This is a genomic window from Sphingomonas dokdonensis (assembly GCF_002197685.1).
Taxonomy (GTDB): domain Bacteria; phylum Pseudomonadota; class Alphaproteobacteria; order Sphingomonadales; family Sphingomonadaceae; genus Sphingomonas; species Sphingomonas dokdonensis.
In genome coordinates this window covers 93,009-118,901 of the sequence record NZ_NBBI01000001.1, presented here as the reverse complement: position 1 = coordinate 118,901, position 25,893 = coordinate 93,009, and the positions used below count along the sequence as shown (strand labels likewise).

Annotated in this window: 25 protein-coding genes; 15 read left to right on the top strand and 10 right to left on the bottom strand. The window is 67.1% G+C overall.

Annotated elements, in window-relative coordinates; translation table 11 throughout:
* Positions 1–65 precede the first annotated feature (65 nt).
* A complete protein-coding gene (locus SPDO_RS00475; RefSeq protein WP_088365515.1) occupies positions 66–953 on the top strand; it encodes a LysR family transcriptional regulator in 888 nt (295 codons plus the stop codon).
* 12 nt (positions 954–965) lie between these two features.
* Here the strand turns inward: SPDO_RS00475 and SPDO_RS00470 are convergent, their stop codons facing one another.
* Positions 966–3,434, bottom strand: coding sequence for a TonB-dependent receptor (locus SPDO_RS00470; RefSeq protein WP_088365514.1), 2,469 nt, complete (start codon positions 3,432–3,434; stop codon positions 966–968).
* Positions 3,435–3,646: 212 nt separating this feature from the next.
* On the opposite strand from SPDO_RS00470, the gene SPDO_RS00465 reads away from it, so the two are divergent.
* From SPDO_RS00465 to SPDO_RS00455, 3 genes are all read left to right on the top strand, one after another.
* Positions 3,647–4,117 (top strand): Hsp20 family protein, encoded by a 471-nt coding sequence (locus SPDO_RS00465; protein WP_088365513.1) that lies wholly within the window; start codon positions 3,647–3,649, stop codon positions 4,115–4,117.
* A gap of 172 nt (positions 4,118–4,289) precedes the next feature.
* Complete coding sequence (locus tag SPDO_RS00460) at positions 4,290–5,375, top strand: serine hydrolase domain-containing protein (protein ID WP_245828939.1); 1,086 nt, start codon at positions 4,290–4,292, stop codon at positions 5,373–5,375.
* A 78-nt stretch (positions 5,376–5,453) separates the two neighbouring features.
* Complete coding sequence (locus tag SPDO_RS00455; protein ID WP_211279966.1) at positions 5,454–5,861, top strand: nuclear transport factor 2 family protein; 408 nt, start codon at positions 5,454–5,456, stop codon at positions 5,859–5,861.
* Between the two features lie 356 nt (positions 5,862–6,217).
* On the opposite strand, the gene SPDO_RS00450 is transcribed toward SPDO_RS00455, so the two are convergent.
* The 4 genes from SPDO_RS00450 to secG all read right to left on the bottom strand — a co-directional run bounded on the left by SPDO_RS00450 (position 6,218) and on the right by secG (position 9,969).
* Positions 6,218–6,982: an EAL domain-containing protein gene (locus tag SPDO_RS00450; protein WP_483881767.1), complete on the bottom strand. Its 765-nt coding sequence runs from the start codon at positions 6,980–6,982 to the stop codon at positions 6,218–6,220.
* Positions 6,983–7,283: 301 nt separating this feature from the next.
* Positions 7,284–7,865 (bottom strand): NUDIX hydrolase, encoded by a 582-nt coding sequence (locus SPDO_RS00445; protein WP_088365510.1) that lies wholly within the window; start codon positions 7,863–7,865, stop codon positions 7,284–7,286.
* Positions 7,858–9,492: a CTP synthase gene (locus SPDO_RS00440; RefSeq protein ID WP_088365509.1), complete on the bottom strand. Its 1,635-nt coding sequence runs from the start codon at positions 9,490–9,492 to the stop codon at positions 7,858–7,860. The genes SPDO_RS00445 and SPDO_RS00440 overlap by 8 nt, the downstream gene beginning before the upstream one ends.
* Positions 9,493–9,579: 87 nt before the next feature.
* Positions 9,580–9,969 carry a preprotein translocase subunit SecG gene (gene secG, locus SPDO_RS00435; RefSeq protein ID WP_088366270.1) on the bottom strand — a complete coding sequence of 130 codons (390 nt, stop codon included), beginning with the start codon at positions 9,967–9,969 and terminating at the stop codon, positions 9,580–9,582.
* A 240-nt stretch (positions 9,970–10,209) separates the two neighbouring features.
* Here secG and SPDO_RS00430 point away from each other — a divergent pair, with 240 nt between their 5' ends.
* The 9 genes from SPDO_RS00430 to SPDO_RS00390 all read left to right on the top strand — a co-directional run bounded on the left by SPDO_RS00430 (position 10,210) and on the right by SPDO_RS00390 (position 18,280).
* The gene (locus tag SPDO_RS00430) at positions 10,210–10,530 is read left to right on the top strand and encodes a MarR family transcriptional regulator (protein ID WP_088365508.1); all 321 of its coding nucleotides are present in this window, start codon (positions 10,210–10,212) and stop codon (positions 10,528–10,530) included.
* Positions 10,517–10,840, top strand: coding sequence for an SH3 domain-containing protein (locus tag SPDO_RS00425; protein ID WP_245828937.1), 324 nt, complete (start codon positions 10,517–10,519; stop codon positions 10,838–10,840). Before SPDO_RS00430 ends, SPDO_RS00425 begins: the two co-directional genes overlap by 14 nt.
* Entirely contained in the window at positions 10,837–11,751 is a 915-nt protein-coding gene (gene argC, locus SPDO_RS00420) for an N-acetyl-gamma-glutamyl-phosphate reductase (RefSeq protein WP_088365507.1), read from the top strand. The genes SPDO_RS00425 and argC overlap by 4 nt, the downstream gene beginning before the upstream one ends.
* Positions 11,752–11,817: 66 nt before the next feature.
* Positions 11,818–13,281 (top strand): glucose-6-phosphate dehydrogenase, encoded by a 1,464-nt coding sequence (gene zwf, locus SPDO_RS00415; RefSeq protein WP_088365506.1) that lies wholly within the window; start codon positions 11,818–11,820, stop codon positions 13,279–13,281.
* Between the two features lie 111 nt (positions 13,282–13,392).
* A complete protein-coding gene (gene pgl, locus SPDO_RS00410) occupies positions 13,393–14,100 on the top strand; it encodes a 6-phosphogluconolactonase (protein WP_088366268.1) in 708 nt (235 codons plus the stop codon).
* A gap of 110 nt (positions 14,101–14,210) precedes the next feature.
* Positions 14,211–16,043 (top strand): phosphogluconate dehydratase, encoded by a 1,833-nt coding sequence (edd, locus tag SPDO_RS00405; RefSeq protein ID WP_088365505.1) that lies wholly within the window; start codon positions 14,211–14,213, stop codon positions 16,041–16,043.
* Between the two features lie 95 nt (positions 16,044–16,138).
* Positions 16,139–17,107 carry a glucokinase gene (gene glk, locus SPDO_RS00400; protein WP_088365504.1) on the top strand — a complete coding sequence of 323 codons (969 nt, stop codon included), beginning with the start codon at positions 16,139–16,141 and terminating at the stop codon, positions 17,105–17,107.
* The gene (gene eda / locus SPDO_RS00395; protein WP_425441894.1) at positions 17,104–17,709 is read left to right on the top strand and encodes a bifunctional 4-hydroxy-2-oxoglutarate aldolase/2-dehydro-3-deoxy-phosphogluconate aldolase; all 606 of its coding nucleotides are present in this window, start codon (positions 17,104–17,106) and stop codon (positions 17,707–17,709) included. The genes glk and eda overlap by 4 nt, the downstream gene beginning before the upstream one ends.
* 238 nt (positions 17,710–17,947) lie before the next feature.
* Complete coding sequence (locus SPDO_RS00390; protein ID WP_143559552.1) at positions 17,948–18,280, top strand: hypothetical protein; 333 nt, start codon at positions 17,948–17,950, stop codon at positions 18,278–18,280.
* A gap of 103 nt (positions 18,281–18,383) precedes the next feature.
* Here the strand turns inward: SPDO_RS00390 and SPDO_RS16590 are convergent, their stop codons facing one another.
* The 4 genes from SPDO_RS16590 to recR all read right to left on the bottom strand — a co-directional run bounded on the left by SPDO_RS16590 (position 18,384) and on the right by recR (position 21,967).
* A complete protein-coding gene (locus SPDO_RS16590; RefSeq protein ID WP_143559551.1) occupies positions 18,384–18,833 on the bottom strand; it encodes a hypothetical protein in 450 nt (149 codons plus the stop codon).
* 501 nt (positions 18,834–19,334) lie between these two features.
* Positions 19,335–20,696, bottom strand: a complete 1,362-nt coding sequence (locus tag SPDO_RS00385) for a DNA recombination protein RmuC (RefSeq protein WP_088366266.1) — start codon at positions 20,694–20,696, stop codon at positions 19,335–19,337.
* Between the two features lie 80 nt (positions 20,697–20,776).
* Entirely contained in the window at positions 20,777–21,313 is a 537-nt protein-coding gene (gene def / locus SPDO_RS00380) for a peptide deformylase (RefSeq protein WP_088365502.1), read from the bottom strand.
* Between the two features lie 57 nt (positions 21,314–21,370).
* Positions 21,371–21,967, bottom strand: a complete 597-nt coding sequence (gene recR / locus SPDO_RS00375; RefSeq protein ID WP_088365501.1) for a recombination mediator RecR — start codon at positions 21,965–21,967, stop codon at positions 21,371–21,373.
* A 56-nt stretch (positions 21,968–22,023) separates the two neighbouring features.
* On the opposite strand from recR, the gene fmt reads away from it, so the two are divergent.
* On the top strand, positions 22,024–22,929 hold the full coding sequence (gene fmt / locus SPDO_RS00370; RefSeq protein WP_088365500.1) for a methionyl-tRNA formyltransferase: 906 nt from the start codon (positions 22,024–22,026) through the stop codon (positions 22,927–22,929).
* Positions 22,926–23,669: a tRNA pseudouridine(38-40) synthase TruA gene (gene truA / locus SPDO_RS00365; protein ID WP_088365499.1), complete on the top strand. Its 744-nt coding sequence runs from the start codon at positions 22,926–22,928 to the stop codon at positions 23,667–23,669. Before fmt ends, truA begins: the two co-directional genes overlap by 4 nt.
* Positions 23,670–23,950: 281 nt before the next feature.
* Here the strand turns inward: truA and SPDO_RS00360 are convergent, their stop codons facing one another.
* On the bottom strand, positions 23,951–25,834 hold the full coding sequence (locus SPDO_RS00360; RefSeq protein WP_088365498.1) for a gamma-glutamyltransferase family protein: 1,884 nt from the start codon (positions 25,832–25,834) through the stop codon (positions 23,951–23,953).
* Between the last annotated feature and the right edge of the window lie 59 nt (positions 25,835–25,893).

Here is a 25,893-nt window from a genome sequence, read left to right as displayed (position 1 = left end):
ACGATTGAAACGGATTGTTTCACCTTGTAAGTAGCGCGCCAGACCAACCCTCCAAGGATCGTTCGATGCGCCTGCCCGATCTCGAAGCCTGGGCGATCTTCGCCACCGTGGCGGAGCATCGCTCCTTCACCGCCGCCGCCGAGGCGCTGGGGCTCAGCAAGGCGACCATCTCCAAGGCGATCTCGCGGCTGGAGGCTGATCTCGGCCAATCATTGTTCCACCGCACCTCGCGCCGGCTCGCACTGACCGAGGCGGGCAAGCCGCTCGCCGATCACGCCGCGCTCATTCTCGCCTCCGCCCACGCCGCGGAAGAGGCGGCGCGTGACGGGGCCCAGGCACCCGCTGGCCGCATCCGCATGGCCGCACCGATGACCTTCGGCGTCAGCAACATCGCGCCCCTGCTCACGCGCTTCCTCGCCGAACATCCCGGCATCGAGGTCGAGCTGCACCTCTCCGACGCGCGCGTCGACATCGTCGCGGAGGGGTTCGACGTCGCGCTGCGCATCGCCGACCTGCCCGACAGCTCGCTGCGCGCGCGCCGCTTGTGCTCGATCCAGTCCTACCTGGTCGCCGCGCCCGCCTATCTCGCCCGCCACGGCACGCCGACGCACCCCGGCCAGCTCGGCGAGCACCACCTTCTCGGCTACACCAATCTTGTCGGCCCGTGGCGCTTTCGCGGCCCCGGCGGCGCGGAAATCTCGGTCAAGGCGCAAGGCCCGCTCGCGGCGAACAGCGGCGAGGCGCTGGTGCCCGCGCTGGTCGCCGGCCTCGGCATCGCCCGCCTCCCCGCCTTCATCCTCGGCGACACGCTGAGCGACGGCGCGGTGGTCGAGATCCTGCCCGACTGGCGGCCCGAGCCGATCGGCCTGCACCTCCTCACCCCGCCCAGCCCGCTGCGCCCCGCCCGCGTCGAGGCGCTGATCGCCTTTCTCAGCGACCATCTGCGCGACTGAGGCGGCGCGCGATCAGAACTTCGCCGACAGCGTCACGCCATAGGTGCGCGGATCGCCCGGCTGCCCCACGATCAGCCCGGTCGAGCCGGACTGCGTCGCCAGCAGCTCGAAATAATCCTGATCGAACGCGTTGCGCAGCCACGCAAAGACGTTCAGTCCGTCGTCGTTCTTGAAGCCCAGCCGGAAGTTCGACAGCGCATAGCCATCGACGAAGGTGTAGCGCGACGGTGACGGGTTGGATGAGAAGCGCGAGCGATAGCTGCCGTCGTAGCCGAGGTACGCCTGCCCCGACACGCCGCCGATCGCGACCGGCACGCCATATTCCGCGCCATAGCTGAACGCCCATTTCGACACGCCCGGCAGCACCTGCCCGGAAATATCGCACGACCGCGGGCTGATCCCGCCCGGCGTCCCCGGCGCACTCGCCGCCTGCCCCGCGCCGGCCGTCGTACCACCGGACAGCTCGGGCGGGCATGGCGCGTCGGTGAAGCGGACGTATTTGGCGTCGGTATAGGCGCCGTTGGCATACAGGTTCAGGTTCGCGATCGGGCGAAAGGCGCTGTCCACCTCCACCCCGCGCGTGCGCACCTTGCCGGCATTGGCGAGATAGCCGCGCAGCACGCCCACCTGCTGGTTGTTCACCGTTGCCTGATAATCGTCGATCTCGGTCCAGAAGGCGGCAATGTTCACCGTCGCGCGGCGATCGAGGAACTGCGTCTTCAGCCCCAGCTCGAAATGGTTCACCTTTTCCGGATCGATCGTCTGCACCGCCAGGATCGGATTGTTCGCCGCGTCGAGGGGAAGGCCCGACAGGTTGATGCCGCCCGATTTATAGCTGCGCGCATAGGTGGCATAACCATGCACGTCCCGGTCGATGTCGTACGACACGGTGATGTCGCCCGAGACGTTCCAGTTATCGAACGACGGCGTGTAGCTCTGCGGCGCCAGCACGCCGCGCTGGTCGCTGGTCAGCGGCGTGCCGGTGCCGTTGGTCACGACGGCAAGATACGACCCTTCCTTTTCGTCGTAATTGACCCGCAGGCCCGGCGCGATCTCCAGCCGATCGGTCGGCCGCCACGTCAGCTTGCCGAACACCGCCGCCGACGTGTTCTTGAACCCGATCTCGTTGCGCGAGGTCAGCCCGTCGAGCACCGCCGGGTTGCACGCCGCGGCGGTCGGCGTCGCGCAGCCGTTCGGGCCAAAGGGCGGATTGCCGGGATTGAGCAGGAAGCGGCTCGCCGCCGACCCCTGCACCTGCTGCCCCTGTGTATCGAGCGTCTGGTAGAAATAGAACGCGCCGACCGTGTACTCGACCGGCCCCTTGGTATCGGAGGCAAAGCGCAGCTCCTGCGTGAACTGGCTCTGCTGCGACGGGTTCGCCGACACCGGCGTGATCGGCAGGCCGATGAAGTCGCGGTCGTTCGACGGATCCCAATGCCAGAACCGCCACGCCGTCACCGACGTCAGCGTCCCCCCTCCGAGCTTCCAGTTGACCAGTGCAGAGGCGCCGCCCAGCTCCTGCTTGGCGCGCAAATCGCTATCCACATCGGTCAGCCGATCGAACGCATCGGTCGACGGCGGGGCATAGCCGAACGCAGCAGCCAGAGCGGCATATTGGCGCGCCAGCGGCCGCTGCGTGGCGCCCACCCGCGCATAATATTGCACGCAGCAATTGGGGTTCTGCCGGTTATAGTCGGCGTACAGCGTCACATCGAGGTTGGGCGCCGCCTCGAACAGCATCTGCCCGCGCAGCCCGATATTGTCCTGGCTGTTCTGCCACTCGCGCTGCCGCACATTGTACACGGTGCCCCGCCGCGTGGTGACCGAACCCGAAATGCGCGCCGCCACCACATCGTTCACCAGCGGCCCGGACAGCGAGAACTTGCCCTGGAAGAAGTCGTAATTGCCGCCTGTCACCTCGGCGCGCGCTTCGGTCTCGAAACTCGGCTTGCGGGTGGTGATGTTGATCGCGCCCGCCGTCGTGTTCTTGCCATATAGCGTGCCCTGCGGCCCGCGCAGGATCTCGATCCGCTCGGTATCGGTGAAGTCGAACGTCGCCGAGGCGATGCGGCTGTAATAGACCTGGTCGACATAGATGCCGACGCCCTGCTCGATCCCGTCGTTGGTCAGGCCGAACGGCGCGCCCAGCCCGCGCACGTTGGCGGCGGAATTGCGCGGGTTGGTGGAATAGAATTGCAGGGATGGCTGTAGCTGCGTCAGCCGACCCACGTTGTACGTGCCGGTTTCCGCCAGCGCCTCGCCCCCGATCACCGACATCGCGATCGGCACGTCCTGCACCGTCTCCGCCCGCCGCCGCGCCGTCACCACGATGTCCCCGCCCGCCTGCTGCGCCGGCCCGAGTCGCCCGAGATCGACGGCTCCATCCGGCTCCGTCGCAGCAGGCGCCGACGCCGGAACCGCCTGTTGATCGGTCGGCGGCGCGGCCGCCTGGGCGAGAATAAGGGCAAGCGTAAGCGACATGATCCGTCCCCTTCGATGACGGACGCAATCTCCTACTAAGCCGGTAGGGAATCAATACCCTATCTGTTCAGGGGATATTGCTTCAGCCTCTTGAAAAATGCCTTGACCGCCCCAGATTTCTAGGCGTGCGGCGCCACGTACGGGTCGCACAGACGGCACCGTGGCCCTGTGCACGATGCCGCTTTTCAACTCGCTCACCGGAGGAATTGAAGATGCGTCTGGATCTTACCCCTTATCGCCGTTCGACCATCGGCTTCGATCGTCTGTTCGACCTCATCGAGGCGAACGCCCGCTCGTCGTCCGAGAATTATCCGCCCTTCAATCTCGAGCGTCTCGCCGAGGATCGTTACCGCATCACGCTCGCCGTGGCGGGCTTCTCGCGCGACGAGATCGAGATCACCGCACAGCAGAATCTGCTGCTCGTCGCGGGCAAGAAGGACGACAAGGCGACCGGCCCGAACTTCCTGCATGTCGGCATTGCGACCCGCAGCTTCGAGCGCCGCTTCGAACTCGCTGATTTCGTGTTCGTCGAGGACGCCCGGCTGAACGATGGCCTCCTGGTCGTCGATCTCGTCCGCGAAGTGCCCGAGGCGATGAAGCCCAAGAGCATTTCGATCAAGACCGGCCAGAAGCCGACCGTGGTCGAGGACAAGCGCGACGAGAACGAGGCGCAAGCCGCCTAACCGCTCGGCGCCTCTTTGCTCCCTTTCGAGGCGTCGTGGGGCGTCCGGGCCGACAGGCCCGGGCGCCTTCGTCTTTGGGGAATCTCTCGCCTTCCCGGTTCTCACGTCCGTCACCTCGACGGCACATACGATCGAGGTTGCTGCCAACCTCCGCTATCGCTAGCTGTCTTACATGAGCAATACAGTTAGCGTGCTGCGCCGGGGAGTTCGCGTCGGCATGGTCGCGGTGATGGCTGGCGCTTTGATGGGCGCCGCCAAGACGAGCAACGCGCTGCCCGACATGGCTAGTACCCTTCGCGAACAGCACGTGGAAAGTGCGTCTGTCGCCGTGATCCGCAGCGGGCGGATCGTCTCGACGGGAGCTTGGGGCATGGCTGGCCCCCGTCGTCCGGCCACGGTCGCCACGCCCTACAATCTCGCGTCACTGACGAAGCCGCTGACCGCGGAGGTCATCCTGCGACTCGCATCAGCCGGCAAGCTGTCGCTTGATGAGCCGATGGATCGCTACTGGAGTGACCCCGACCTGTCGCGCGATCCCCGGCGGATGAAGCTGACAGTCCGCATGGCGCTGAGCCATCGCACGGGGCTGCCGAACTGGCGTGATGCGAAGGGGCTGGCGTTCGATCATGATCCCGGCACAACCACCGGCTATTCGGGGGAAGGATATCAATATGCGGCGCGCTACGCCGAGCGCCGCACCGGCCAATCCTTCGAGACGCTCGCCGCCCGCTGGCTGTTCTCCCCCGCCCGCATGCGCGCCTCGGGCTATGTGTCGGCGCAAGGCGAAACGGTGCCGATCGCCGTGCCATTTGATGACTCAGGCAAGCCCCTGCCGGTTGAGCCGGTTATCCGCTTCAATGCTGCCGATCTGGCGCACGCGACCGCACGCGATTATGCCCGCTTTCTCATTGATGCCCGCGACGACCGCGGGCTTGGCGCATCTTTAGCGGCGGAGCGCAGCAAATCGCAGGCCGACCTCACGCCCGAAATGTGTGCCGGGTCGAAAGCGGCCACCTGTCCCCCCTGGACCGGCTTCGGGCTGGGCTGGCAGCTCCTCGGCTTTCCCGATGGCACGACGATGCTCCACACCGGCAAGGATCCAGGCGCTTTCACCTTTGCCGCAATTGACCGCGCGAGCGGTAACGGCATCGTCATCCTGACCAACAGCGACAACGGGTGGCGGGTCATCCTGCCGATTCTTGAACGGACGGGCAGCGATCCAAAGCTGATCGCCTTTCTCCGCGGCCAGATGAACTGACAGGACCATGGTCATGATGACTGCGACCGCCGTCGCGCAGCTTTGCTCGCGTTACCCGTGCCGTTGCCAGCCGATCCGTTGGCGACCGAAATCGGCGTGCTCGATGCGAAGGTGTTCGACGCCTACAACCGCTGCGACCTGCCGACCTTCTCCGGCTATTTCGATCCAGAGGTCGCCTTTTACCACGACACCGGCGGTGCCACCTTTGAGCGCGACGCGATGGTCGACGGCGTTCGCCGATACATTTGCGGAAAGGTGAAGCGCGAGCTGATTGCGGCAACGTTTCGCGTATATCCGATCAAGGATTATGGTGCCGTCGAGGAAGGCGAACACCGCTTTTGCGACCTGGCGACGGGACGATGCGAGGGGGTCGCCAGATTCGTGATGGTGTGGGCGAAGCAGAACGGCGCTTGGCGGATCACCAGCGTCCTAAGCTACGGACACCGCCCCGCGACGACTTCGGAGAAGCGGCGCGCCACCGACTGAGCGCGCGCGAACTGCCTGCCGGCTGATGACCCGTCGTAAGACGATGGGTCCCGATGAGCGCAGATGGCCGGCGAGCAGGTTGAGCTTTCCCGAGACCGCCAGTCGGGAACCAAAACACGGGAAAGCTCGCGCTGTACGAACGATCGGCCTCGGCCGCGCGTGCCATCTTCTCAATGATCATAATTGGGCGGGAGCGGAACGACCGCTTTTGAGATGAGCAGCTTCGATGCGAAATGGCTGGCAGTGGGAGGAAAGCAGACGTTGCTTGCGCCTGCAAGTCCATCGGCAACCTGTTAGATAGCTGCTTCTGCCGCGAATCGCTCACACGTCGGCCCGCCGCGAGATCGCGACTGTAATCAGTTGACGAAACACTCGGGATTGATAGCCGGCAATTTGCCGATTTTCGGCCGCGCATACCAGTAACCCTGATGGTATCGCACGCCCAGATTGCGCAGTGCCGATGCTTCTTGCGCGTTTTCTATTCCTTCCGCGACGACAAGCGTGTTTAGATCTTCGCACATATTGACGACAGCACGCACGATTGCCTGACGACGATGGTCGCCGTCTATTCCGCGCACCAGCTGCATATCGAGCTTGATCTCGTCGGGGCAAAAGCTTGCAAACATATCCAGGCCGGAATGTCCGGCGCCGAAATCATCGATTGCGACGGTAAATCCGATTTTCTTGTAGGTGTCGATGATCGACGACACGTGCTCAGGCGAGCCCATTTGCTCATTTTCAGTGAACTCGAAGATCAGCCTGTCGGTAGGCAAATCCACACTACGAGCAGTGGCGAGCGTCAGCTGGATACATGCGAGGGGCGAGTAGACTGCGTTTGGCAGAAAATTGATCGAGAGCTTCGCATCGCTCTGCATTAGCCCTGCTTCAACGGCCATCTCGATTGCTTTGACCCGACACGCCTGATCGAATGAGTAGCGATTGGCTTCGTTAACACCCGAGAGGATCTGATGCGCGCCAGCGCCGGCGACGCCTCGAACCAGCGCCTCATAAGCGAAAACCTTTCCGGCTGCGACGTCTACGATTGGCTGGAAGGCCATCGTGAAGGGCAACTCGAAATCCGAGCCATCGCGACAGCCGCTGCAAAGACGTTCCATTCTCATGGTAAACAGATAAGGCACGCGCCCCTAAAACATTGTGAATAAGGCAATAGCCTAGCCGGCATTGATCCGCCCCCTTGCAGTTCGAGCGCGTTGACCGAGTGCGATCCGGCGAGAGGGCCAAACTCCCACAACCATTATTGCCCGCGAACCATCAGACTGGCCGGTCATCCGACGTCTTCTGCTCGTTGAACAAGCGGCCGCTTTCGGGAGCGTTGGCGAAGCCGGCGAGTGACGGTTTTGGGGCGTTAGCGGCCGGTCCGCTTCATGAGTTTGCGGCCTAATCCCGCCACGATGCACAGATTTATGCGCCCGCCGACCCGCCCCATTCCGCCGGCAGCGCCATGGCCAGCGCCGCGACATGCATCGCCTGCACGATCCCGCCGCGCCGCCCGACCGCCACCGCCTCGGCGACCGGCAGCGCCACCAGCCGCAGCCGCTCGGTCGGCTCGTCCTGCGGCTCGGCCAGCTTCGTCACCCCCGTCGCCAGCAGCACGAAGCAGCGGTTCGACTGGTTCGACGGATTGGGTGCCAGCGTCGCCACCAGCCGCCAGTCGCCGCCGCCATAGCCGGTTTCCTCCAGCAGCTCGCGCTGCCCCGCGGCGATCGCGTCCACATCGCCCGGATCGACCGCGCCGGTCGGCAGCTCGCGACTCGTCACGCCCCAGCCGTGGCGATATTGATCCACCAGCAACAGGCAGCCATCGGTGTCGATCGCGACGACGATCGCCCAGTCGGGATATTCGGTCACGAAGAACGGCGCGATCCGTGCGCCCTCGGCCGTCACGCAATCGTCCGCGCGCACCCGCAGCCACGGATCGTCGATCACCAGCCGCGAGGCGACGACCTGCCATGGCGGCAGATCGCCCTCGCCGAAATCAGACAAGCCGGCTCTGCTTCACCGCCGCGCCGATGAAGCTGGCGAACAGCGGATGCGGATCGAACGGCTTGCTCTTCAGCTCCGGGTGGAACTGCACACCGACGAACCACGGATGATCCGGCCGCTCGACGATCTCGGGCAAGGTGCCGTCGGGCGACATGCCGGAGAAGACGAGGCCGCCCTTTTCCAGCGCGTCCTTGTACCCGGTGTTCACCTCGTAACGGTGACGGTGCCGCTCGTGGATCGTCGTGTCGCCATAGATCGACGCAACGACGCTGTTGCCGGCGAGCTTCGCCTCATAAGCGCCCAGCCGCATCGTGCCGCCCAGGTCGCCCTCGGCCTCGCGCTTCTGCAGCCCGTCACGGCCCATCCATTCGGTGATCAGGCCCACCACCGGCTCGGTCGTCGGGCCGAACTCGGTCGACGACGCCTGCGAGATGCCGGCGAGGTCGCGCGCGCCCTCGACGCACGCCATCTGCATCCCGAAGCAGATGCCGAAATACGGGATCTCCCGCTCGCGCGCGAAGCGCACGCTGGCGATCTTGCCCTCCGCGCCGCGCTCGCCGAACGCGCCCGGTACCAGGATCGCGTCGCACGGCTCGAGCTGCGCGGCGATCTCGGCATCGTCATTCTCGAAGATCTCGGCGTCGATCCAGCGGACGTTCACCTTCACGCGGTTGGCGATGCCGCCATGCACCAGCGCCTCGTTCAGCGACTTGTACGCGTCCTGCAGGCCGACATATTTGCCCACGACGCCGACGGTCACTTCGCCTTCCGGGTTGGTCAGGCGATCGACGATCTCGGTCCAGCGCGACAGGTCGGGCGCGGACGACGGCGTGATGCCGAACGCGCGCAGCACCTCGGTATCCAGCCCCTCGCCGTGATATTGCAGCGGCACCGCATAGATGCTCTTCGCATCGAGCGCCGGGATCACCGCCGTTTCGGGCACGTTGCAGAACAGCGCGATCTTCGCCCGCTCGGATGGCGGCAGCGGCTGTTCGCAGCGGCACACCAGCACATCGGGCTGCACGCCCAGCGCGGCGAGCTCGCGCACCGAATGCTGCGTCGGCTTGGTCTTCAGCTCACCCGCCGCCGCGATATACGGCACCAGCGTCACGTGGACGCTGATCGCATTGCCGCGGCCCACCTCGTTCTTCAGCTGGCGGATCGCCTCGATGAACGGCAGCGACTCGATATCGCCCACCGTGCCGCCGATCTCGCACAGCACGAAATCGAGGTCGTCGGTCTGGTCCTTGGCGAACGCCTTGATCGCGTCGGTCACGTGCGGGATCACCTGCACCGTCGCGCCGAGATAATCGCCGCGCCGCTCGCGCTGGATGATCTGCTGATAGATCCGGCCCGAGGTCACGTTATCGCTCTGCCGCGCCGCGACGCCGGTGAAGCGCTCGTAATGGCCAAGGTCGAGGTCGGTTTCCGCCCCGTCGTCGGTCACATAGACTTCGCCATGCTGGTACGGGCTCATCGTGCCCGGATCGACGTTCAGATACGGATCGAACTTGCGGATACGCACGCGATAGCCGCGCGCCTGGAGGAGCGCCGCGAGGCTCGCCGCCATGAGACCTTTGCCAAGCGAGGAGACCACGCCGCCGGTGATGAAAATGAACCGCGCCATGGGGATATCGGATTAGCCTCGAACAAGCATGGTACACAAGCGCCCGCGTCGCCGCGGGCACCACGAAAACCGGCGAACCGGGTAAAATTAGCGGGCGAGCGGCACGCCGTTATCGGCCGGCGCCATCTGGTTCGCCGCCGCCGCCGCTGCGGCCGCTTCCGCGCCGGAGAGTGCCGCGTCGTCGCTCTGCGGCTGCGGCGCCGTCTGCGCCACGGGTGCGGTCCGCTCCAGCGAGGTGTCGACATTGGTGCCGCCGCGATTCGCCGCCAGCACCGCCAGCGTGATCGACATCAGCACGAACAGCGCCGCCAGCACGGAGGTGGCCCGCGTCAGGAAATCCGCCGCGCCGCGTGCGGACATCAGCCCCGACGGGCTGCCGCCGCTGGTCAGCCCACCACCTTCGGACCGCTGCATCAGGATCACCGTCACGAGGGCGGCGGCGATGATCGCCTGAACGACGAGAAGGAAGGTAAACATGCTGAACTCGATATTGGGCCGGCGCATGCCAGCGGATGCGCGCACATAGGGCCCAGCGGCCCTGCGATCAACTGCCCGGCACGCGACCCACAACCGCCGAACAACCTTAACGGATTTCGTGACAGTTCTGAAACCAGCGGCGCAGGCGGACGTTATCTCTCGCGAATGGCACGCATCAGCGGCCCTGTATCCGGATGACGCAACGTGGCAATTTTGGCGAATTCCGATCTCAGTTCCTGGATGAACACCCTGGTGGATTATGTCCGCTCGGGCGAACCGGATCTGACCAACCGGCAAATGGCCCTTCTGCTGGTGGTATATCTGAAGCCCGGGCCGCATACGGTGCGCGGTCTTGCGCGCATTCTCAATGTTTCCAAACCGGTTGTGACACGCGCCTTGAACAGGCTCGGTGCGCTCGGCTATCTGCGCCGCCAACGCGACGATAGCGACAAGCGCAACATCTTCGTCGCGCGCACATCCGAAGGGGCAACATTTCTTGAGGAGTTCGGCCATTTCCTCGGTGACGGCGACCAGCCCGTCCCCGCTCGTGCCACCGCGTAAGACGTTCGCGCTGGTCGGCCGGTCGCGCGTGCTCGATCCGGCGCGCTTCGCCGTGCGCGGCGATCTGGCGGACGTCCGCCTCGCCGATCAGGTCTTCGCCCCGCATTATGCCGCCCCGCTCCCGCGCGTCGTCGCGGTCGAGGCCCCCTTGCGCGCCACCCGTGCCGCGGACGGCGACACGCTCGCCACGCTGGCGCCGGGCGATTCGTTCGAGCTGCTCGACATTACCGGCGAACTCGCCTGGGGCGTCGCGCCCGCCAGCGGCCTGGTCGGCTATGTCCCGGCAACGGCGCTGCGGGACGCCGCATGACCGCCAGCGTCTTCATCGACGGCGCGGCCGGCACGACGGGGCTAGAGATCCGCGAGCGGCTCGCCGGCCGCACCGATCTGGAGCTGGTCACGCTCGCCGACAACAAGCGCAAGGACGCCGCCGCCCGGCGCGACGCGGTCAACGCCGCCGATGTCGTGATCCTGTGCCTGCCCGATGACGCTGCGCGCGAGGCGGTGGCGCTGATCGACAATCCGCGCACCCGCGTGATCGACGCGTCCAGCGCGCATCGCGTCGCCGCAGGCTGGACCTATGGCTTTCCCGAGCTCGGCTTCGACGTCGCCGGCGCCGCCCGCGTCTCCAATCCCGGCTGCTATCCCACCGGCTTTCTCGCGCTCGTCGCCCCGCTGGTGCGCGCCGGGCTGCTGGTTGCCGACACCCCGCTCGCCGTACACGGCACCTCGGGCTATTCGGGCGGTGGCAAGGCGATGATCGCAGAGTTCGAAAGCGGCGCCGGCTCCGCCCACCGCGCCTATGCGCTCGGCCTCGGCCACAAGCATGTGCCCGAAATGACGCAGCACGCTCGCCTCACCGTGGCGCCGATCTTCATGCCCTCGGTCGCGAACATTCACCGCGGCATGGTGATCGAAGTGCCGCTCCACGCCGCGCATCTCGCCGCCGGCACCACGCTCGATCAGGTGCGCGGAGCCCTGAGCGATGCCTATAGAAACGCGCCGCTGGTCCGCGTCGCGGCCGATCCCGCCACGCTAATCCGGATCGAGGATGACGCCGGCACCGATCGCATGACGCTGCACGCCTTTGCCAGCCCCGACGCCGGCCAGTTCCGCCTCGTCGCCACGCTCGACAATCTGGGCAAGGGCGCGTCGGGTGCCGCGGTGCAGAACCTCAACATCATGATCGGCGCCGATCCGCTCGCGGGGCTGGTGCACTGATCCCCTCGCCCGACGGGCGCGATCCGCTTCGGGCGCGGTAGCGACAACGCAGAAGGAGGAGCCCCCATGCAGCGCAATCCGGTGGGTAAATTATTGTTGTTCGGCGCGACGGGCGATCTGGCGCAGCGCATGCTGCTGCCCTCGCTCTACGGCCTCCACGCCGACAAGCTGCTGCCCGAGGATCTGACGATCACCGGCACCGCCCGCTCAGAGCATGACGACGCCAGCTTCCGTGCCTTTGCGAAAGAGGCGCTCGAGGAGTTCCTTCCCAAGGATCGCAAGGACGCGGACGCAATCGCCTCCTTCCTCGAACGGCTGCAATATCAGTCGCTCGATGCCACCACGCTGGAGGGCTATGACGTGCTCGCCCGCAAGGTCGGCGACGTGTCGGGTGGCCTCGCGATCTTCCTCTCCACCGCGCCGTCCTTGTTCGAAAGTGTGATCCGCGGCCTCGAAAGCGCCGGGCTCGCCGGCGAAACGGTGCGCATCGGCCTCGAAAAGCCGCTCGGCTACGATCTCGCCTCCAGCCGCGAGATCAACGATTGCGTCGCCACCGCCTTCCCCGAAGAGCGGATCTTCCGCATCGACCATTATCTCGGCAAGGAGACGGTACAGAACATCCTGGCGCTGCGCTTCGGCAATTCCTTCTTCGAGCCAGTGTGGAACGCGCAAGGCATCGACAACGTCCAGATCACCGTCAGCGAGACGGTCGGGCTGGAGGATCGCGCCGGCTATTACGACGGCGCCGGCGCGCTGCGCGATATGGTGGCGAACCACATCCTGCAGCTCGTCGCTCTCATCGCGATGGAGCCGCCCGCGCGCTACGACGTCACCGAGATCCGCGACGAAAAGGCCAAGGTCTTCCGCTCGCTGCGCCAGCTGAAGCCAGAGGAAGTGCCGCAGAACAGCGTCATCGGCCAATATGTCGGCGGCGCGGTGAACGGCGAGATCGTCAAGGGTTATGACGAGGAGCTCGGCAAGGATTCGAACACCGAAACGTTCGTCGCCTTGAAGGCGCATGTCGACAATTGGCGCTGGCAGGGCGTGCCGTTCTACCTGCGCACCGGCAAGCGCATGCCCACCCGCCGCAGCGAGATCGCGATTCAGTTCAAGCCGGTCCCGCACTCGATGTTCTCGGGGCGCGGCGGCCTGCTCCAGCCCAACATGCTGGTCATCCGCCTCCAGCCCGAGGAATATATCCAGCTGCTGGTGATGGCGAAGGAGCCGGGCCTTGATCGCGAGGGCATTCGCCTGCGCGAAGTGCCGCTGAACCTCAGCCTCGATGCCGAATTCGCCGGCAAGCGCCGCCGCATCGCCTATGAGCGCCTGCTGCTCGACCTGATCGAGGGCGACCAGACGCTGTTCGTCCGCCGCGACGAGGTGGAGGCGCAATGGACCTGGATCGACGCCATCCGCGAAGGATGGAAGGCGAACGACATGAAGCCCAAGCATTACAGCGGCGGCACCTGGGGGCCTGCCGCCTCCATCGCGCTGACCGAGCGCGACGGCGTCACCTGGCAGGACGATTGAACAAACCCGTCATGCCGGCCTTGTGCCGGCATCCACCGTGCCGCGTATCGCCGGCCGGTGGATATGGGACGGGTGGATGCCGGCACTTCGGCCGGCACGACGGAGAAGAACATGAGCGAAGAAATCGAATGGTGGGAATATGACGACGCACAGGAGATGGCGGAAGCCGTCGCCGGCGACGTTCAGTTCATTATCGAAAGCGCGATCGAGGCGCGCGGCGCGGCGGTGATCGCGCTGTCGGGCGGCAAGACCCCGATCCCGATCTATCAGAAGCTCGCCGCCGCGAAGCTTGACTGGAAGCGCGTGACGATCGTGCCGACCGACGAGCGGATCGTGCCGCTGGGCGATCCGCTCAGCAACGTGACGATGATCGGCAAGATCTTCATCCCCAAGGGCGCGCGCGTGATGCCGATCGTGCCGCAGGCGACCGACGACTATAAGGCCGCCGGCCGCTCGGCCGATGCGCTGATGCAGGATCTGCACTGGCCGCTCGACCTGTGCCTGCTCGGCGTCGGCGCCGACGGCCACACCGCCTCGATCTTTCCCGGCCCGGATTTCGACGAGGCACTGAATGGCCCGCGCGAGCGCCGCGCGCTCGGCGTCATGCCCGAGGAACTGCCCGCCGAAGCACCCGTCGCGCGCGTCAGCCTGTCGCGCGCCGGCATCATCTCCGCAAAGGCGCTGATGATCGCCGTCACCGGCGCCAAGAAGCGCAAGGTGCTTGAAGACGCGATCGCGCAGGGTGCCGGCTCTGCATATCCGATCGGCCGCGTCCTCGCCGACGCCGAACTGCCCGTCGACATCCACTGGGCGGAATAGGCGCTCAGGATCGCCCACCCAACACCGTTCGGGCTGAGCCTGGCGAAGCGCGTGTCCGCAAAGACACGCCACCTTCGACAAGCGCGGGCCGAACGGAGTAGAGTATCCCCATGCCGTTGAACCCCATCGTCTCCGCCGTCACCGATCGCGTGATCGAACGCTCGCGCCTCGGTCGCGCGCGCTACCTCGACCTGCTGACGCGGGAGCGCGACCAGTGGATCGGCCGTCCGATGCTCGGCTGCGCGAACCTCGCGCACGCCTATGCCGGTACGGAGGAGGATCGTCCCGCGATGAAGGCGGGCGACGGCATGAACATCGGCATCGTCACCGCCTTCAACGACATGCTCTCCGCGCACGCCGTCTATTACCGCTACCCCGAACAGATGAAGGTCTGGGCACGCGAGATCGGCGCGACGGCGCAGGTCGCCGGCGGCGTGCCGGCGATGTGCGACGGCGTGACGCAGGGCTATGCCGGCATGGAACTGTCGCTGTTCAGCCGCGACACCATCGCGCTTTCCACCGCCATCGCGCTCAGCCACGGCACGTTCGAGGGCGCGCTGCTGCTCGGCATCTGCGACAAGATCGTCCCCGGCCTCCTCATGGGTGCGCTGCGCTTCGGCCACCTGCCGATGCTGCTCGTCCCCGGTGGCCCGATGCCCTCGGGCCTGCCCAACAAGGCCAAGGCCGCGGTGCGCGAACGTTATGCCAGTGGCGAGGCGAGCCGCGAGGAGCTGCTCGACAGCGAAATCGCCGCCTATCACACGCAAGGCACCTGCACCTTCTTCGGCACTGCCAACACCAATCAGATGATGATGGAGGTGATGGGCCTTCACGTCCCCAACGCCGCCTTCGTCAATCCGGGCACCAAGCTGCGCCAGGAGCTCACCCGCGCCGCCGTCCACCGCGTCGCCGAGCTCGGCTGGCGCGGCGAGAACTACCGCCCGATCGGCCATTGCGTCGACGAACGCGCGATCGTGAACGCCGCGGTCGGCCTACTCGCTACCGGCGGTTCGACCAATCACCTCCTCCACCTTCCCGCCATCGCCCGCGCAGCCGGCATCGTGATCGACTGGGAGGATCTCGACCGCCTCTCGCGCGCCGTGCCGCTGATCGCCCGCGTCTACCCGAACGGCGCGGCGGACGTGAACGGCTTCGAGGCCGCCGGCGGCATGGCCTTCGTCATCCGCGAGCTGCTGGCGAGCGGCCACCTCCACGGCGACATCCTGACGGCGGGCAGCGACAGCTTCGCCGACGCCGCCGCCAAGCCGACGCTCGACGGCGACACGCTCGCCTGGCGCGATCCCGGCCCGAGCGGCGACGACACCATCCTGCGCACCCCCGCCGACCCCTTCGCCCCCGATGGCGGCATGCGCATCCTCGCCGGCAACATCGGCCGCGCCTGCATCAAGGTGTCCGCCGTCGAGCAGGACCGCTGGATCGTCGAGGCCCCCGCCGCCGTCTTCTCGGATCAGGCCGAGGTGCTCGCCGCCTTCCAGGCCGGTCAGCTCGACCGCGACGTCGTGGTCGTGGTCCGCTTCCAGGGTCCGCGCGCCAACGGCATGCCCGAGCTGCACAAGCTCACGCCCCCGCTCGGCGTGCTCCAGAACAAGGGCTACCGCGTCGCGCTCGTCACCGACGGGCGCATGTCGGGCGCCTCGGGCAAGGTGCCCGCCGCGATCCACGTTTCGCCCGAGGCCCTGCCCGGCATCGACGGCGCCGGCGGCGCGATCGCGCTGATCCGCGACGGCGACCTGATCCGCGTCGATGCGGTGAACGGCACGCTGGAGGCGCTGGTCGACCCCGCCGAATGGGCCGCGCGCACCCCCGCCGCGGCCCCGCCCGCCGCCAGCGGCTTCGGCCGCGAGCTGTTCGGCATGTTCCGCGGCCTCTCCGACGAGGCCGAACGCGGCGCCTCCGCCGTCCTCGCGGGCGCCGATCTGTAATCTCCCTCTCCCCACTTGTGGGGAGAGGGCCGGGGAGAGGGGCAGTCAAAAGCGCCCGGCACTGCCCAACCCCTGAACGAACGCGGGAGTACGTAATGGAATTGGTTTCGGTCGATCTCGGCGGCACCCACGCCCGCTTCGCCATTGCTGAGGTGGCGGGCGGCCGCGTCGTCTCGCTCGGCGAGCCCGTCACGCTGAAGACCGCCGAGCACGCCAGCCTGCAGACCGCCTGGCAGGCGTTCGAAAAGAAGCTCGACCGCCCCGTCCCAAAGGCCGCGGCGATCGCCGTCGCCTCGCCGATCACCGGCGACGTCATCCGCCTCACCAACAACCCCTGGGTGATCCGCCCCTCGCTCATCCCCGAGCGGTTGGGCGCCGACACCTATACGATCATCAACGATTTCGGCGCGATCGGCCACGCCGTGGCGCAGCTGCCGGAGCAGGATTTCGACCACCTCTGCGGCCCGGACATGCCGCTCCCCGAGAAAGGCGTCACCACCGTCTGCGGCCCCGGCACCGGGCTCGGCGTCGCTCAGGTGCTGAAGACCGGCGCCGGCTACCACGTCCTCCCCACCGAGGGCGGCCACATGGATTACGCCCCGCTCGATCCGATCGAGGACGCGATCCTGCGCCGTCTCCGCCGCACCTTCACCCGCGTCTCGACCGAGCGGATCTGCGCCGGCCCCGGCATTGTCGCGATCTACGAAACGCTGGCCGAAATGGAGGGCCGCTCCGTCCCCTCGCACGACGACAAGACGATCTGGACCGAGGCGCTGGAGGGTACCGACTCGATCGCGCTCGCCGCGCTCGACCGTTTCTGCCTCGCGCTCGGCGCCGCCGCTGGCGATCTCGCGCTCGCGCATGGCGCCAATGGCGTGGTGATCGCCGGCGGACTCGGCCTGCGCATCAAGGACAAGCTGATCCGCTCCGGCTTCGACCAGCGCTTCGTCGCCAAGGGGCGCTTCCAGTCGCTGATGGCCGGCATCCCGGTCAAGCTCATCACCCATCCCCAGCCCGGCCTCTTCGGCGCCGCGGCCGCCTTCGCCCAGGAGCATACCGCGTGACCACCATCGCAGACATCATGCGCACCAGCCCGGTCATCCCCGTGCTGGTGATCGACGACGCCGCCACCGCCCGCCCGCTCGCCGAGGCGCTCGTCGCCGGCGGCCTGCGCGTGCTCGAGGTCACGCTGCGCACCCCCGCCGCGCTCGACGCCATCGCCGAGATGAAGCAGGTGCCCGGCGCGATCGTCGGCGCGGGCACCGTCGTCTCCACCGATCAGTTCGACCAGGTGGCCAGGGCCGGCGCCGAGTTCATCGTCTCCCCCGGCCTCTCCGAGCGGCTGGCCGATCCGATCATCGCCAGCGGCATCCCGTACCTTCCCGGCATCGCCACGGCGGGCGACATCATGCGCGGCCTCGACCTCGGCCTCACCCACTTCAAGTTCTTCCCCGCCGAGACCTCCGGCGGGCTGAAGGCGCTAAAGGCGCTCGCCGCCCCCTTCTACCAATGCCGCTTCTGCCCCACCGGCGGCATCACCGAAGCCACCGCCCCCGACTGGCTCGCCTTCGACCCCGTCCTGTGCGTCGGCGGCAGCTGGATCACCACCGGCACCCCCGCCGAGATCGAAGCCAAGGCCCGCGCTGCAGCAGCCCTGCGCAGCTGACCAGCACCAGACCGCGCCCCCGCCACCTTCGTCATCCCGGCCCCGCGCCGGGATCCAAGGTCCAACGAGCGCTGCGGCTGATTGTCTAAAAGCAAGCGGCAGCCATCAGCCTCAAAACGAGCCAGCTTGCAAAATCACGCCACGGCGAAGGTCGCGAACGCATAACCTAGCGCTCGGCCCATGGGCTGAATGACCGATATTGCGTGGAAAGCGGACATGTCGCAGCTAAAGTGCCTTCGTGAATTATGCTCTCATAATACTGCTCGCTACCTTGCAAAGCTCGGCGGTAGAGGTCTGGACAGGCGGCGATGATGGGCTGACCCAACGCTTTGCGAGCCTTTTCCGAACCACAACTCAGCAAATACAGACGAACGATCGCAGCCATCGGATACGAGCCGTTGTCGAGCAGATTACGCCGAGACGACGCGGCAAGGTCCATGTCGTTGTGACCTTCCACCGCGAGGGTGAGCGTATCGGGATTATCCGGTGCACTGCCATTGAGGACAATCTCGCCCGCTGCGCCGCACGCGCCAGTGCTGCTGCCGAGCGCCTTATCGCCAACGTCCAGTAATGGGCGTTAGCGGCCTGTCCGCTTACGAGTGCCTCCAGCACGATCGTGAGCGGCCGGCCTTGGGAGGATTGCGGAACGACATCTTTGCGGTGAGCTATTGTGATTAGCTGCGGTCAGGTGAACCGGCCTCGAAAAGGCTAGCGCGTATCATCGGCCTGCCTGTAGCACCATTTGGAACAACCTCGCCTGCCAGACGCACGACGACTTGGACGTTGCCGGACCCATCCTCACGCGCTGACTGCACGATGCGGTCATAATCCCGATCGACGCTATCATTGCCCGTGGCGAACCCGACGCCGGGGCATCCGCGCCCGGACACCGAAGCTCCGCATTCAATGCAGCCGTCTTTGGCCTTGTGCGCGAAGAGGACAGCGGACCCTTCGACCTTATCGCCAACAACTACAGTCCAGCGCCTATCAGCAGCGAGTTCGACCAGCTTGGAACCGCAGGACGCCAACGCGACAAAGCATAACAGCGAGGGACGGTAGGACGGCATTTCGTGATGGTCACACAACTGCCCGATGTTCGCTAGTGGGCGAAAGCGGATGGTCATCTGTGGCTATGCTAGCCGGCCTAGAGCGGCGAGGGCAGGTGTGAGTACGGCGTAAATGACGACCGCGATCCTCATGCTATTTGGGTAGCCCCGCCGTGCCAAGAACCATCCGAACAGTAATGGCAAGGTGAGAAGCCCGAGCATCAGGGGAACGCTGACGTGACGGGGGTAAGGATGCTTCTCCGCCCTGATTGTGCCGGGATCATCGAGCATACTCCTTCCTACTCACGAAGACTTGACATCCGCACTTGGGCGTAAGCAGACGGGCGCTTTTATGAGTCTACGTCCTAGGCAATCACAGCGGTCATCGCGTTACGCCCTCAACGTCGCAGCCCTGCAATTGGCCCGACCTTAGCCGGAATAAGCGATCGCCCGCCGTTCATATCGCAGCCAGCCAGCCGCGCGGGCAGCCAAGGCCGCCGGCACGACACGTCAGATCACCCGCGCACCCCAGCAGCGCGGACCATCCCCTCACCGCCACAACCCTGCCACTACCAGCCCCTATTCCGCCGCCTCGCTCCCGATCAGCTTCGTCAGCGGCCGCGCGCTCTGTTCGCTCACCGGCGGCGCCTCGATGCTCTTGCCCGCCGTGTCGATCTTCAGCGCCTCGAAGCGGCGCGCCTGTGTCAGCACCTGCGATTCCAGGCTGCCGACGAACTGGTTGTACGCGCCCATCGCGGTGTCGAGGTTCTTGCCGAGCTTCGCGACATGCCCGCCCATCACCGACAATCGCGCATACAGGTCCTTGCCGAGCTGCGCGATCTCGCGCGCCTGTTCGGCCAGCAGCTCCTGCCGCCACACCGCCGCGACGGTGCGCGCGATCGCGATCAGGTTGGTCGGCGTCGCCAGCAGCACGCGGCGCTCGAAGGCATAATCCCACAGCCCCGCATCATGCTCCAGCGCGGCGGAGAGGAAATGCTCGCCTGGCACGAACATGATGACGTAATCGGGCGCATCGTCGAACTGGCTCCAGTAATTCTTCGCGCCGAGGCCATTCACATGCGCGCGCATCGCCGCGGCATGCGCGGTCAGCCCCGCCGCGCGCTCGGTCTCGTCTACCGCGCCGAACGCATCCTGATAGGCGTTGAGCGACACCTTCGCGTCGATCACCAGCGACTTGCCGCCCGGTATCCGCACGATCACGTCGGGGCGCAGCCGCCCGCCCTCGCCATCCGACACCGACACCTCGGTCGCGAAATCAGCATGTTCGGAAAGCCCGCAGCTTTCCAGCACGTTGCGCAATTGCTGCTCGCCCCAGCGGCCGCGCGCCTTGGGCGCGTTGCGCAGCGCGTTGACCAGCTTCGCCGCCTCGCTGCGCACGCTTTCCTGCCCGACGCGCATCTGCTCGATCTGCCCGCGCAGCTCGCCAAAGGCGTCGCGCCGCTCGGCCTCCACCTTGTGCACGCCCTCTTCGTAGCGCTGCAGCCGCTCGCTCACCGGCTGGAGCATCGCGCGCAGGTTTGCGCCCGCCACTTCCTCCGATTCGCGAAAGCGCTCGTTCGCGCGCTGGAGAAAGCGGTCCTGCGCCTCGGCCAGCAATTTCTGCCCCACCTGGCTGAATTGCGCCGCCAGCGCATCCTTTGCCTCGCGCAGCTCGGTCAGCCGCGCATCGAAACCGCGCGCCTCCGCCTCCAGCCGCGCGACGTCGCCGCGCGCCGCGTCGCGATCGCTGCGCAGCGCGGCCAGCTCCTGCCGCAACGCGTCAGCCGCCTTCGCCCGTTCCTCGGCGCCCGCCAGGTCGACGATCGCGCGCTTGAACTCGTCGCCCCGCGCGTCGCGCTCGGCGCGGATCGCCGCCACCTGGCGCTGCGCCAGCCACCAGCCGACCGCCAGCCCGAGCAGCAACGCAACAATGACAACCATGCCGACGATCGGATCCACGCTTCCTCCTCAAGAGAACGAAGCGCGAACCTAGCCGCCCCCAACACGCACGGCAAGCGCCGTCAGGCAGCGTTCTTGCGCGCCTTGGCCAGCTTCTTCAGCAGCATGTCGCGCTTCAGCTTGGTGATGTGGTCGATGAACAAGACGCCGTTCAGGTGATCGATCTCATGCTGCATGCACGTTGCGAGCAGGCCGTGCATGTCCTCCTCGTGCCGTGCGCCATCGAGGTCGAGCCACGCAACGCGGCACCGCGCCGGCCGCTCCACTTCGGCATATTGCTCGGGGATCGACAGGCACCCTTCCTGATAGCGCGACATCTCCTCGGAGACCGAGACGATCTCCGGGTTGATGTACGTCACCGGATTACGCACCGCTTCGGGCTTTTCCTCGTCCTCGCTCTCGCGCTCCTGCAGGTCGATCACCACCACGCGCCGCGCCACGCCCACCTGGATCGCGGCGAGGCCGATGCCGTGCGCGGCATACATCGTCTCGGTCATGTCGGCGGAAAGCTGGCGCACCGCGTCATCGATCGTGGCGACGGGTTCGCACATCAGGCGAAGGCGGGGATCGGGGATCTCGACAATAGGAAGAACGGCCATCCCGCGCAGATATTGGCGTGCCGGTTGTGAATCAAGCGTGGCCGCCCCTGCTCGCCGTCAGCCCACCGGCCGCCGCGCGCGCAGCGCCTGCGCCAGCGTGCCCTCGTCGAGATAGTCGAGCTCGCCCCCCACCGGCAGGCCATGCGCCAGCTGCGTGATCCGCACCGGAAAGCGCTCCAGCCGCTCCGCGATGTAATGCGCGGTCGTCTGCCCCTCCAGCGTCGCGTTCATCGCGAGCACCACCTCGTCGACGCCGCCGCCCTCGATCCGCTGCACCAGCCGGTCGATCGAGAGGTCCTCGGGCCGCACGCCCTCCAGCGCCGAGAGCCGCCCGCCCAGCACATGAAAGCGCCCCGGAAACAGTCTGGAGCGATCCAGCGCCCACAGGTCCGCCACTTCCTCCACCACGCACAGCGCCCGCGCATCGCGCCGGGGATCGACGCAGATCGCGCACGGATCGGTCGTATCCACATTGCCGCAGGTCGAGCAGGTCGCCAGCCGCTCCTCCACCGCCTGCAACGCCGCGAGCAGCGGCACCAGTGCGCCCTCGCGCTTTTTCATGAGGTGCAGCACCGCCCGCCGCGCCGATCGTGGGCCCAGGCCGGGCAGCCGCGCCAGCGCGCCCGTCAGCGCCTCGATCTCCTGCGATGCCATCGCGGGAACAGATAGGGGGTTGCGTACGCTCGCGCCAGCGCGTTGAAGCGCGCCCCATGCGGATCGTCTTCATGGGAACGCCCGACTTCGCCGTGCCCGCGCTCGACGCGCTGGTCGCGGCCGGGCACGATGTCATCGCGGCCTACAGCCAGCCGCCCCGCCCCGGAGGCCGGCGCGGCCGCGCGCTGGTGCCCTCGCCCGTCCACCAGCGTGCCGAGGCGCTCGGCATCGCGGTGCGCACCCCCGTCTCGCTGAAGAATGTCGAGGCGCAGGCCGACTTTGCCGCGCTCGACGCGGACGTCGCGGTGGTCGCCGCCTATGGCCTCATCCTCCCGCGCGCCGTGCTCGACGCGCCGCGCCAAGGCTGCCTCAACATTCACGGCTCGCTCCTCCCGCGCTGGCGCGGCGCCGCCCCGATCCAGCGCGCCATTCTCGCCGGCGACGCCGAGACGGGCGTCGGCATCATGCAGATGGAGGCCGGGCTCGATACCGGCCCCGTCCGCCTCGAGGGCCGCACGGCCGTAGCGATAAAGACCGCCGGCGAGCTGACCACCGAGCTCGCCGCAATGGGTGCCCGCCTGATGGTCGAGGTGCTGGCCGACCTACCGGCGCACCCGCCCGTGCCGCAGCCCGAGGACGGCATTACCTACGCCGCAAAGATCGCCAAGGACGAGATGCGCCTCGATCTCGGGCAGGACGCGGCCGCGGCCGAGCGCCAGATCCGCGCCTTCAACCCGCCCGGGGCCTGGCTCGAGATCAACGGCGAACGCCTGCGCATCCTCGCCGCCGAGGTGCTCGACGCACCAGCCGCCCCGCCCGGCACCGTCATCGACGACCAGTTCACCATCGCCTGCGCCAGTGGCGCGATCCGCCCCACTTCCGTCCAGCGCGCCGGCCGGGGCGTGATGACCGTCCCAGAGCTGCTCCGCGGCTTCCCCATCTCACCCGGCACGCATCTGTGACGCGCTTCGCGCTCACCGTAGAGTTCGACGGCCGCCCCTTCATGGGCTGGCAGCGGCAGGATCACGGCCCGAGCGTGCAGCAGGCGATCGAGGACGCCACCTTCGCCGTCACCGGCGAGCGCACCGCCGTCCACGCCGCCGGCCGCACCGATGCCGGCGTCCACGGCGCCGCGATGCGCGCGCATCTCGACATCACCAAGCCGATCACCGCCTTCCGCCTCGGCGAAGCGCTCAACGCCCGCCTGCGCCCCAACCCGGTCGCGATCCTCGCCTGCGAGGAAGTGGCGGACGACTGGCACGCCCGCTTCACCTGCACCGGCCGCGCCTACGAATATCGCATCGTCAATCGCCGCGCGCCGCTGACGTGGGAAAAGGGCCTCGCCTGGCAAGTCGCCCAGCCGCTCGACGCCGCCGCGATGCACGCCGCGGCGCAGCTCCTGATCGGCCAGCACGATTTCACCACCTTCCGCTCGGCGCATTGCCAATCGGCCAGCCCGCTGAAGTCGTTGGACGTGCTGAACGTCACCCGCAGCGGCGATCGCATCGAGGTGGTCGCCGAGGCGCGCTCCTTCCTCCACCATCAGGTCCGCTCGATGGTCGGCTGCCTCGCACTGGTCGGCCTCGGCCGCTGGTCGATCGCGGACATGGGCGACGCGCTCGCCGCCGCCGACCGCGCCCGCCTCGGCCTCAACGCGCCGCCCGACGGCCTGTTCTTCATGCACGCCCGCTACCCGGATTGAGCGCGGCTGCCGCTCGGTTTCAACAAAGAGAGCCGTTCGTACTGAGCTTGTCGAAGTACGTGCCCAGCGTACCAGCGCTTCGGACAGGCCCTTCGACAGGCTCAGGGCGAACGGGTGGATAGAACCGTTCGCCCGATCTAGTACCGCCTTCCGTCAGTCAGCTGCTCCTCGGCGAAGGCCGGGGCCCAGTTGCGGGACATTGATGGTGAACGCGGCGCGTCGTTACATCTGCCTTCCCAGCTGGACCCCGGCCTGCGCCGGGGAGGCGACTACCGCCTCGCTCAATACGCCAGCGCACACCCATCGGCGCGCATCTCGCTCGCCGCGGCATACACCCGCGTGTCGCCATCCATGCGATGCTCGACACACTCGTACCGGCCGAAGCCGCCATCGGGATCGCCCAGCTTCCAGCCCATCGCCGCCAGCCGTTTGCGCGTCTCGGCCGGCACGCCGCTTTCCAGCCGCAGCCGCCCCGTTGGCCCCAGATCGGGATCGTCCTCGCCCATCGATTGCGACGAGCCCTCATGGTGCCAGCGCGGCGAATCGCCGGCAGACTGGATCTCCAGCCCGTAATCCACGCGGTTGACGATGATCTGCGTCTGTCCCTGCGGCTGCATGTCACCGCCCATCACGCCAAAGCTCATCCAGGGGTCGCTGCCGCGCGTCGTGAAGCCCGGAATGATCGTCTGGAACGGCCGCTTGCCCGGCGCATAGATATTGGGGTGCCCGTCCTTCAGGCTGAACAACTGCCCGCGATCCTGGAACATGAAGCCGAGCCCATCGGCGACCAGCCCCGATCCCATGCCGCGGAAATTGGACTGGATCAGCGACACCATCATCCCGTCCTTGTCGGCGCAGGAGAAATAGGTCGTGTCGCCCTGGCTCGGCGCCTGCCCCGGATACACCGGCGTCAGGATGCGATCGGGCCGGATCAGCTTGGCGCGCTGGGCGGCATAATCCTTGGAGATCAGCCAATCGACCGGCACCTTGGAAAACTTCGGATCGGCATAGAAACGCGCGCGATCCTCATAGGCCAGCCGCTTCGCCTCTGCCTGAAGGTGGATCGACAGCGCGGATTGAAAGCCCGCGCCCTTCAGGTCGAAATGCTCAAGGATGTTGAGCATCTGCAACGTTGCGATGCCCTGCGTATTCGCGCCCAAGGCATGAACGGTGGTGCCGCGATAATCGGTGCGGTTCGGCTCGATCCATTCGGAGCGATGCGCCGCCAGATCCTCGTAGCGCAGCCAGCCGCCGATCTTCTTGAAATAGCGGTCGATCGTGCGCGCGATCTCGCCGGTGTAGAAGGCGTCGCGGCCGCCCTGCGCGATCGCGCGCAGCGTGCGCGCCAGATCGGGGTTGCGAAACACCTGCCCCGCCTGCGGCCCCTTGCCGTCCGCCATGCCCCAGGTCTTCAGCGCATTGGCGGTCTCCTCCACGCCGTTCCCCGGCCGTGCGAAGTTCACCAGGCTGCGGCGGATATAATAAGCGATGATGTCGGGCACCGGCGTCCCCGCCTCCGCCATCGCGATCGCCGGCTCGAACAGCGCCGCCCACGGCAGCTTGCCGTAGCGCTGGTGCATCGTCCACCAGCCGTCCACCGTGCCCGGCACCGATACGGTGATCGCCCCCAGCGGCGGCAGCACGCCGTTCTTGGCGCGCGAGCGCACCGTCTCCAGCGACAGCCCGCGCGGGCTCGCCCCTGATCCGGCCAGCCCCACCACCTTCTTCTGCTTGGGGTCCCAGATCATCGCGTAAATGTCGCCGCCGATCCCGTTGGCGGTCGGCTCCAGAAAGCCGAGGCAGGCGTTGATCGCGATCGCGGCATCCACCGCCGATCCGCCGCGCCGCAGGATGTCGATCCCCGCCTGCGTCGCAAAGGGGTGCGCCGTGCCCGCCGCGCCGTTCATGCCATAGACTGCCGTGCGCGAGGCGAAGCTCGCCCCCACCGGCCGGTCCCCGGCATGCACGTCGGGCCGGATGAAGCGGTCTTCGCCGGCCGCCCAATGCCCCGGCAGATCGGCCGCCGCCTTGGCGGTCGCCGGCTGCGGCGCGCCGCCCTGTCCCGGCCCCTCGGCTCCCTGTGCTCCGCCGGCTTGCTGCGCACGGGCAAGGGTCGGCGCCATGGCAAGCGCGGGCAAGGTGGCGACAAAGGTCCGACGACGCATGGAAAGGCTCCTCTTTTCACGCCCTTGTCGCGGCTAATCGCCGCATCGACAAGCACGCC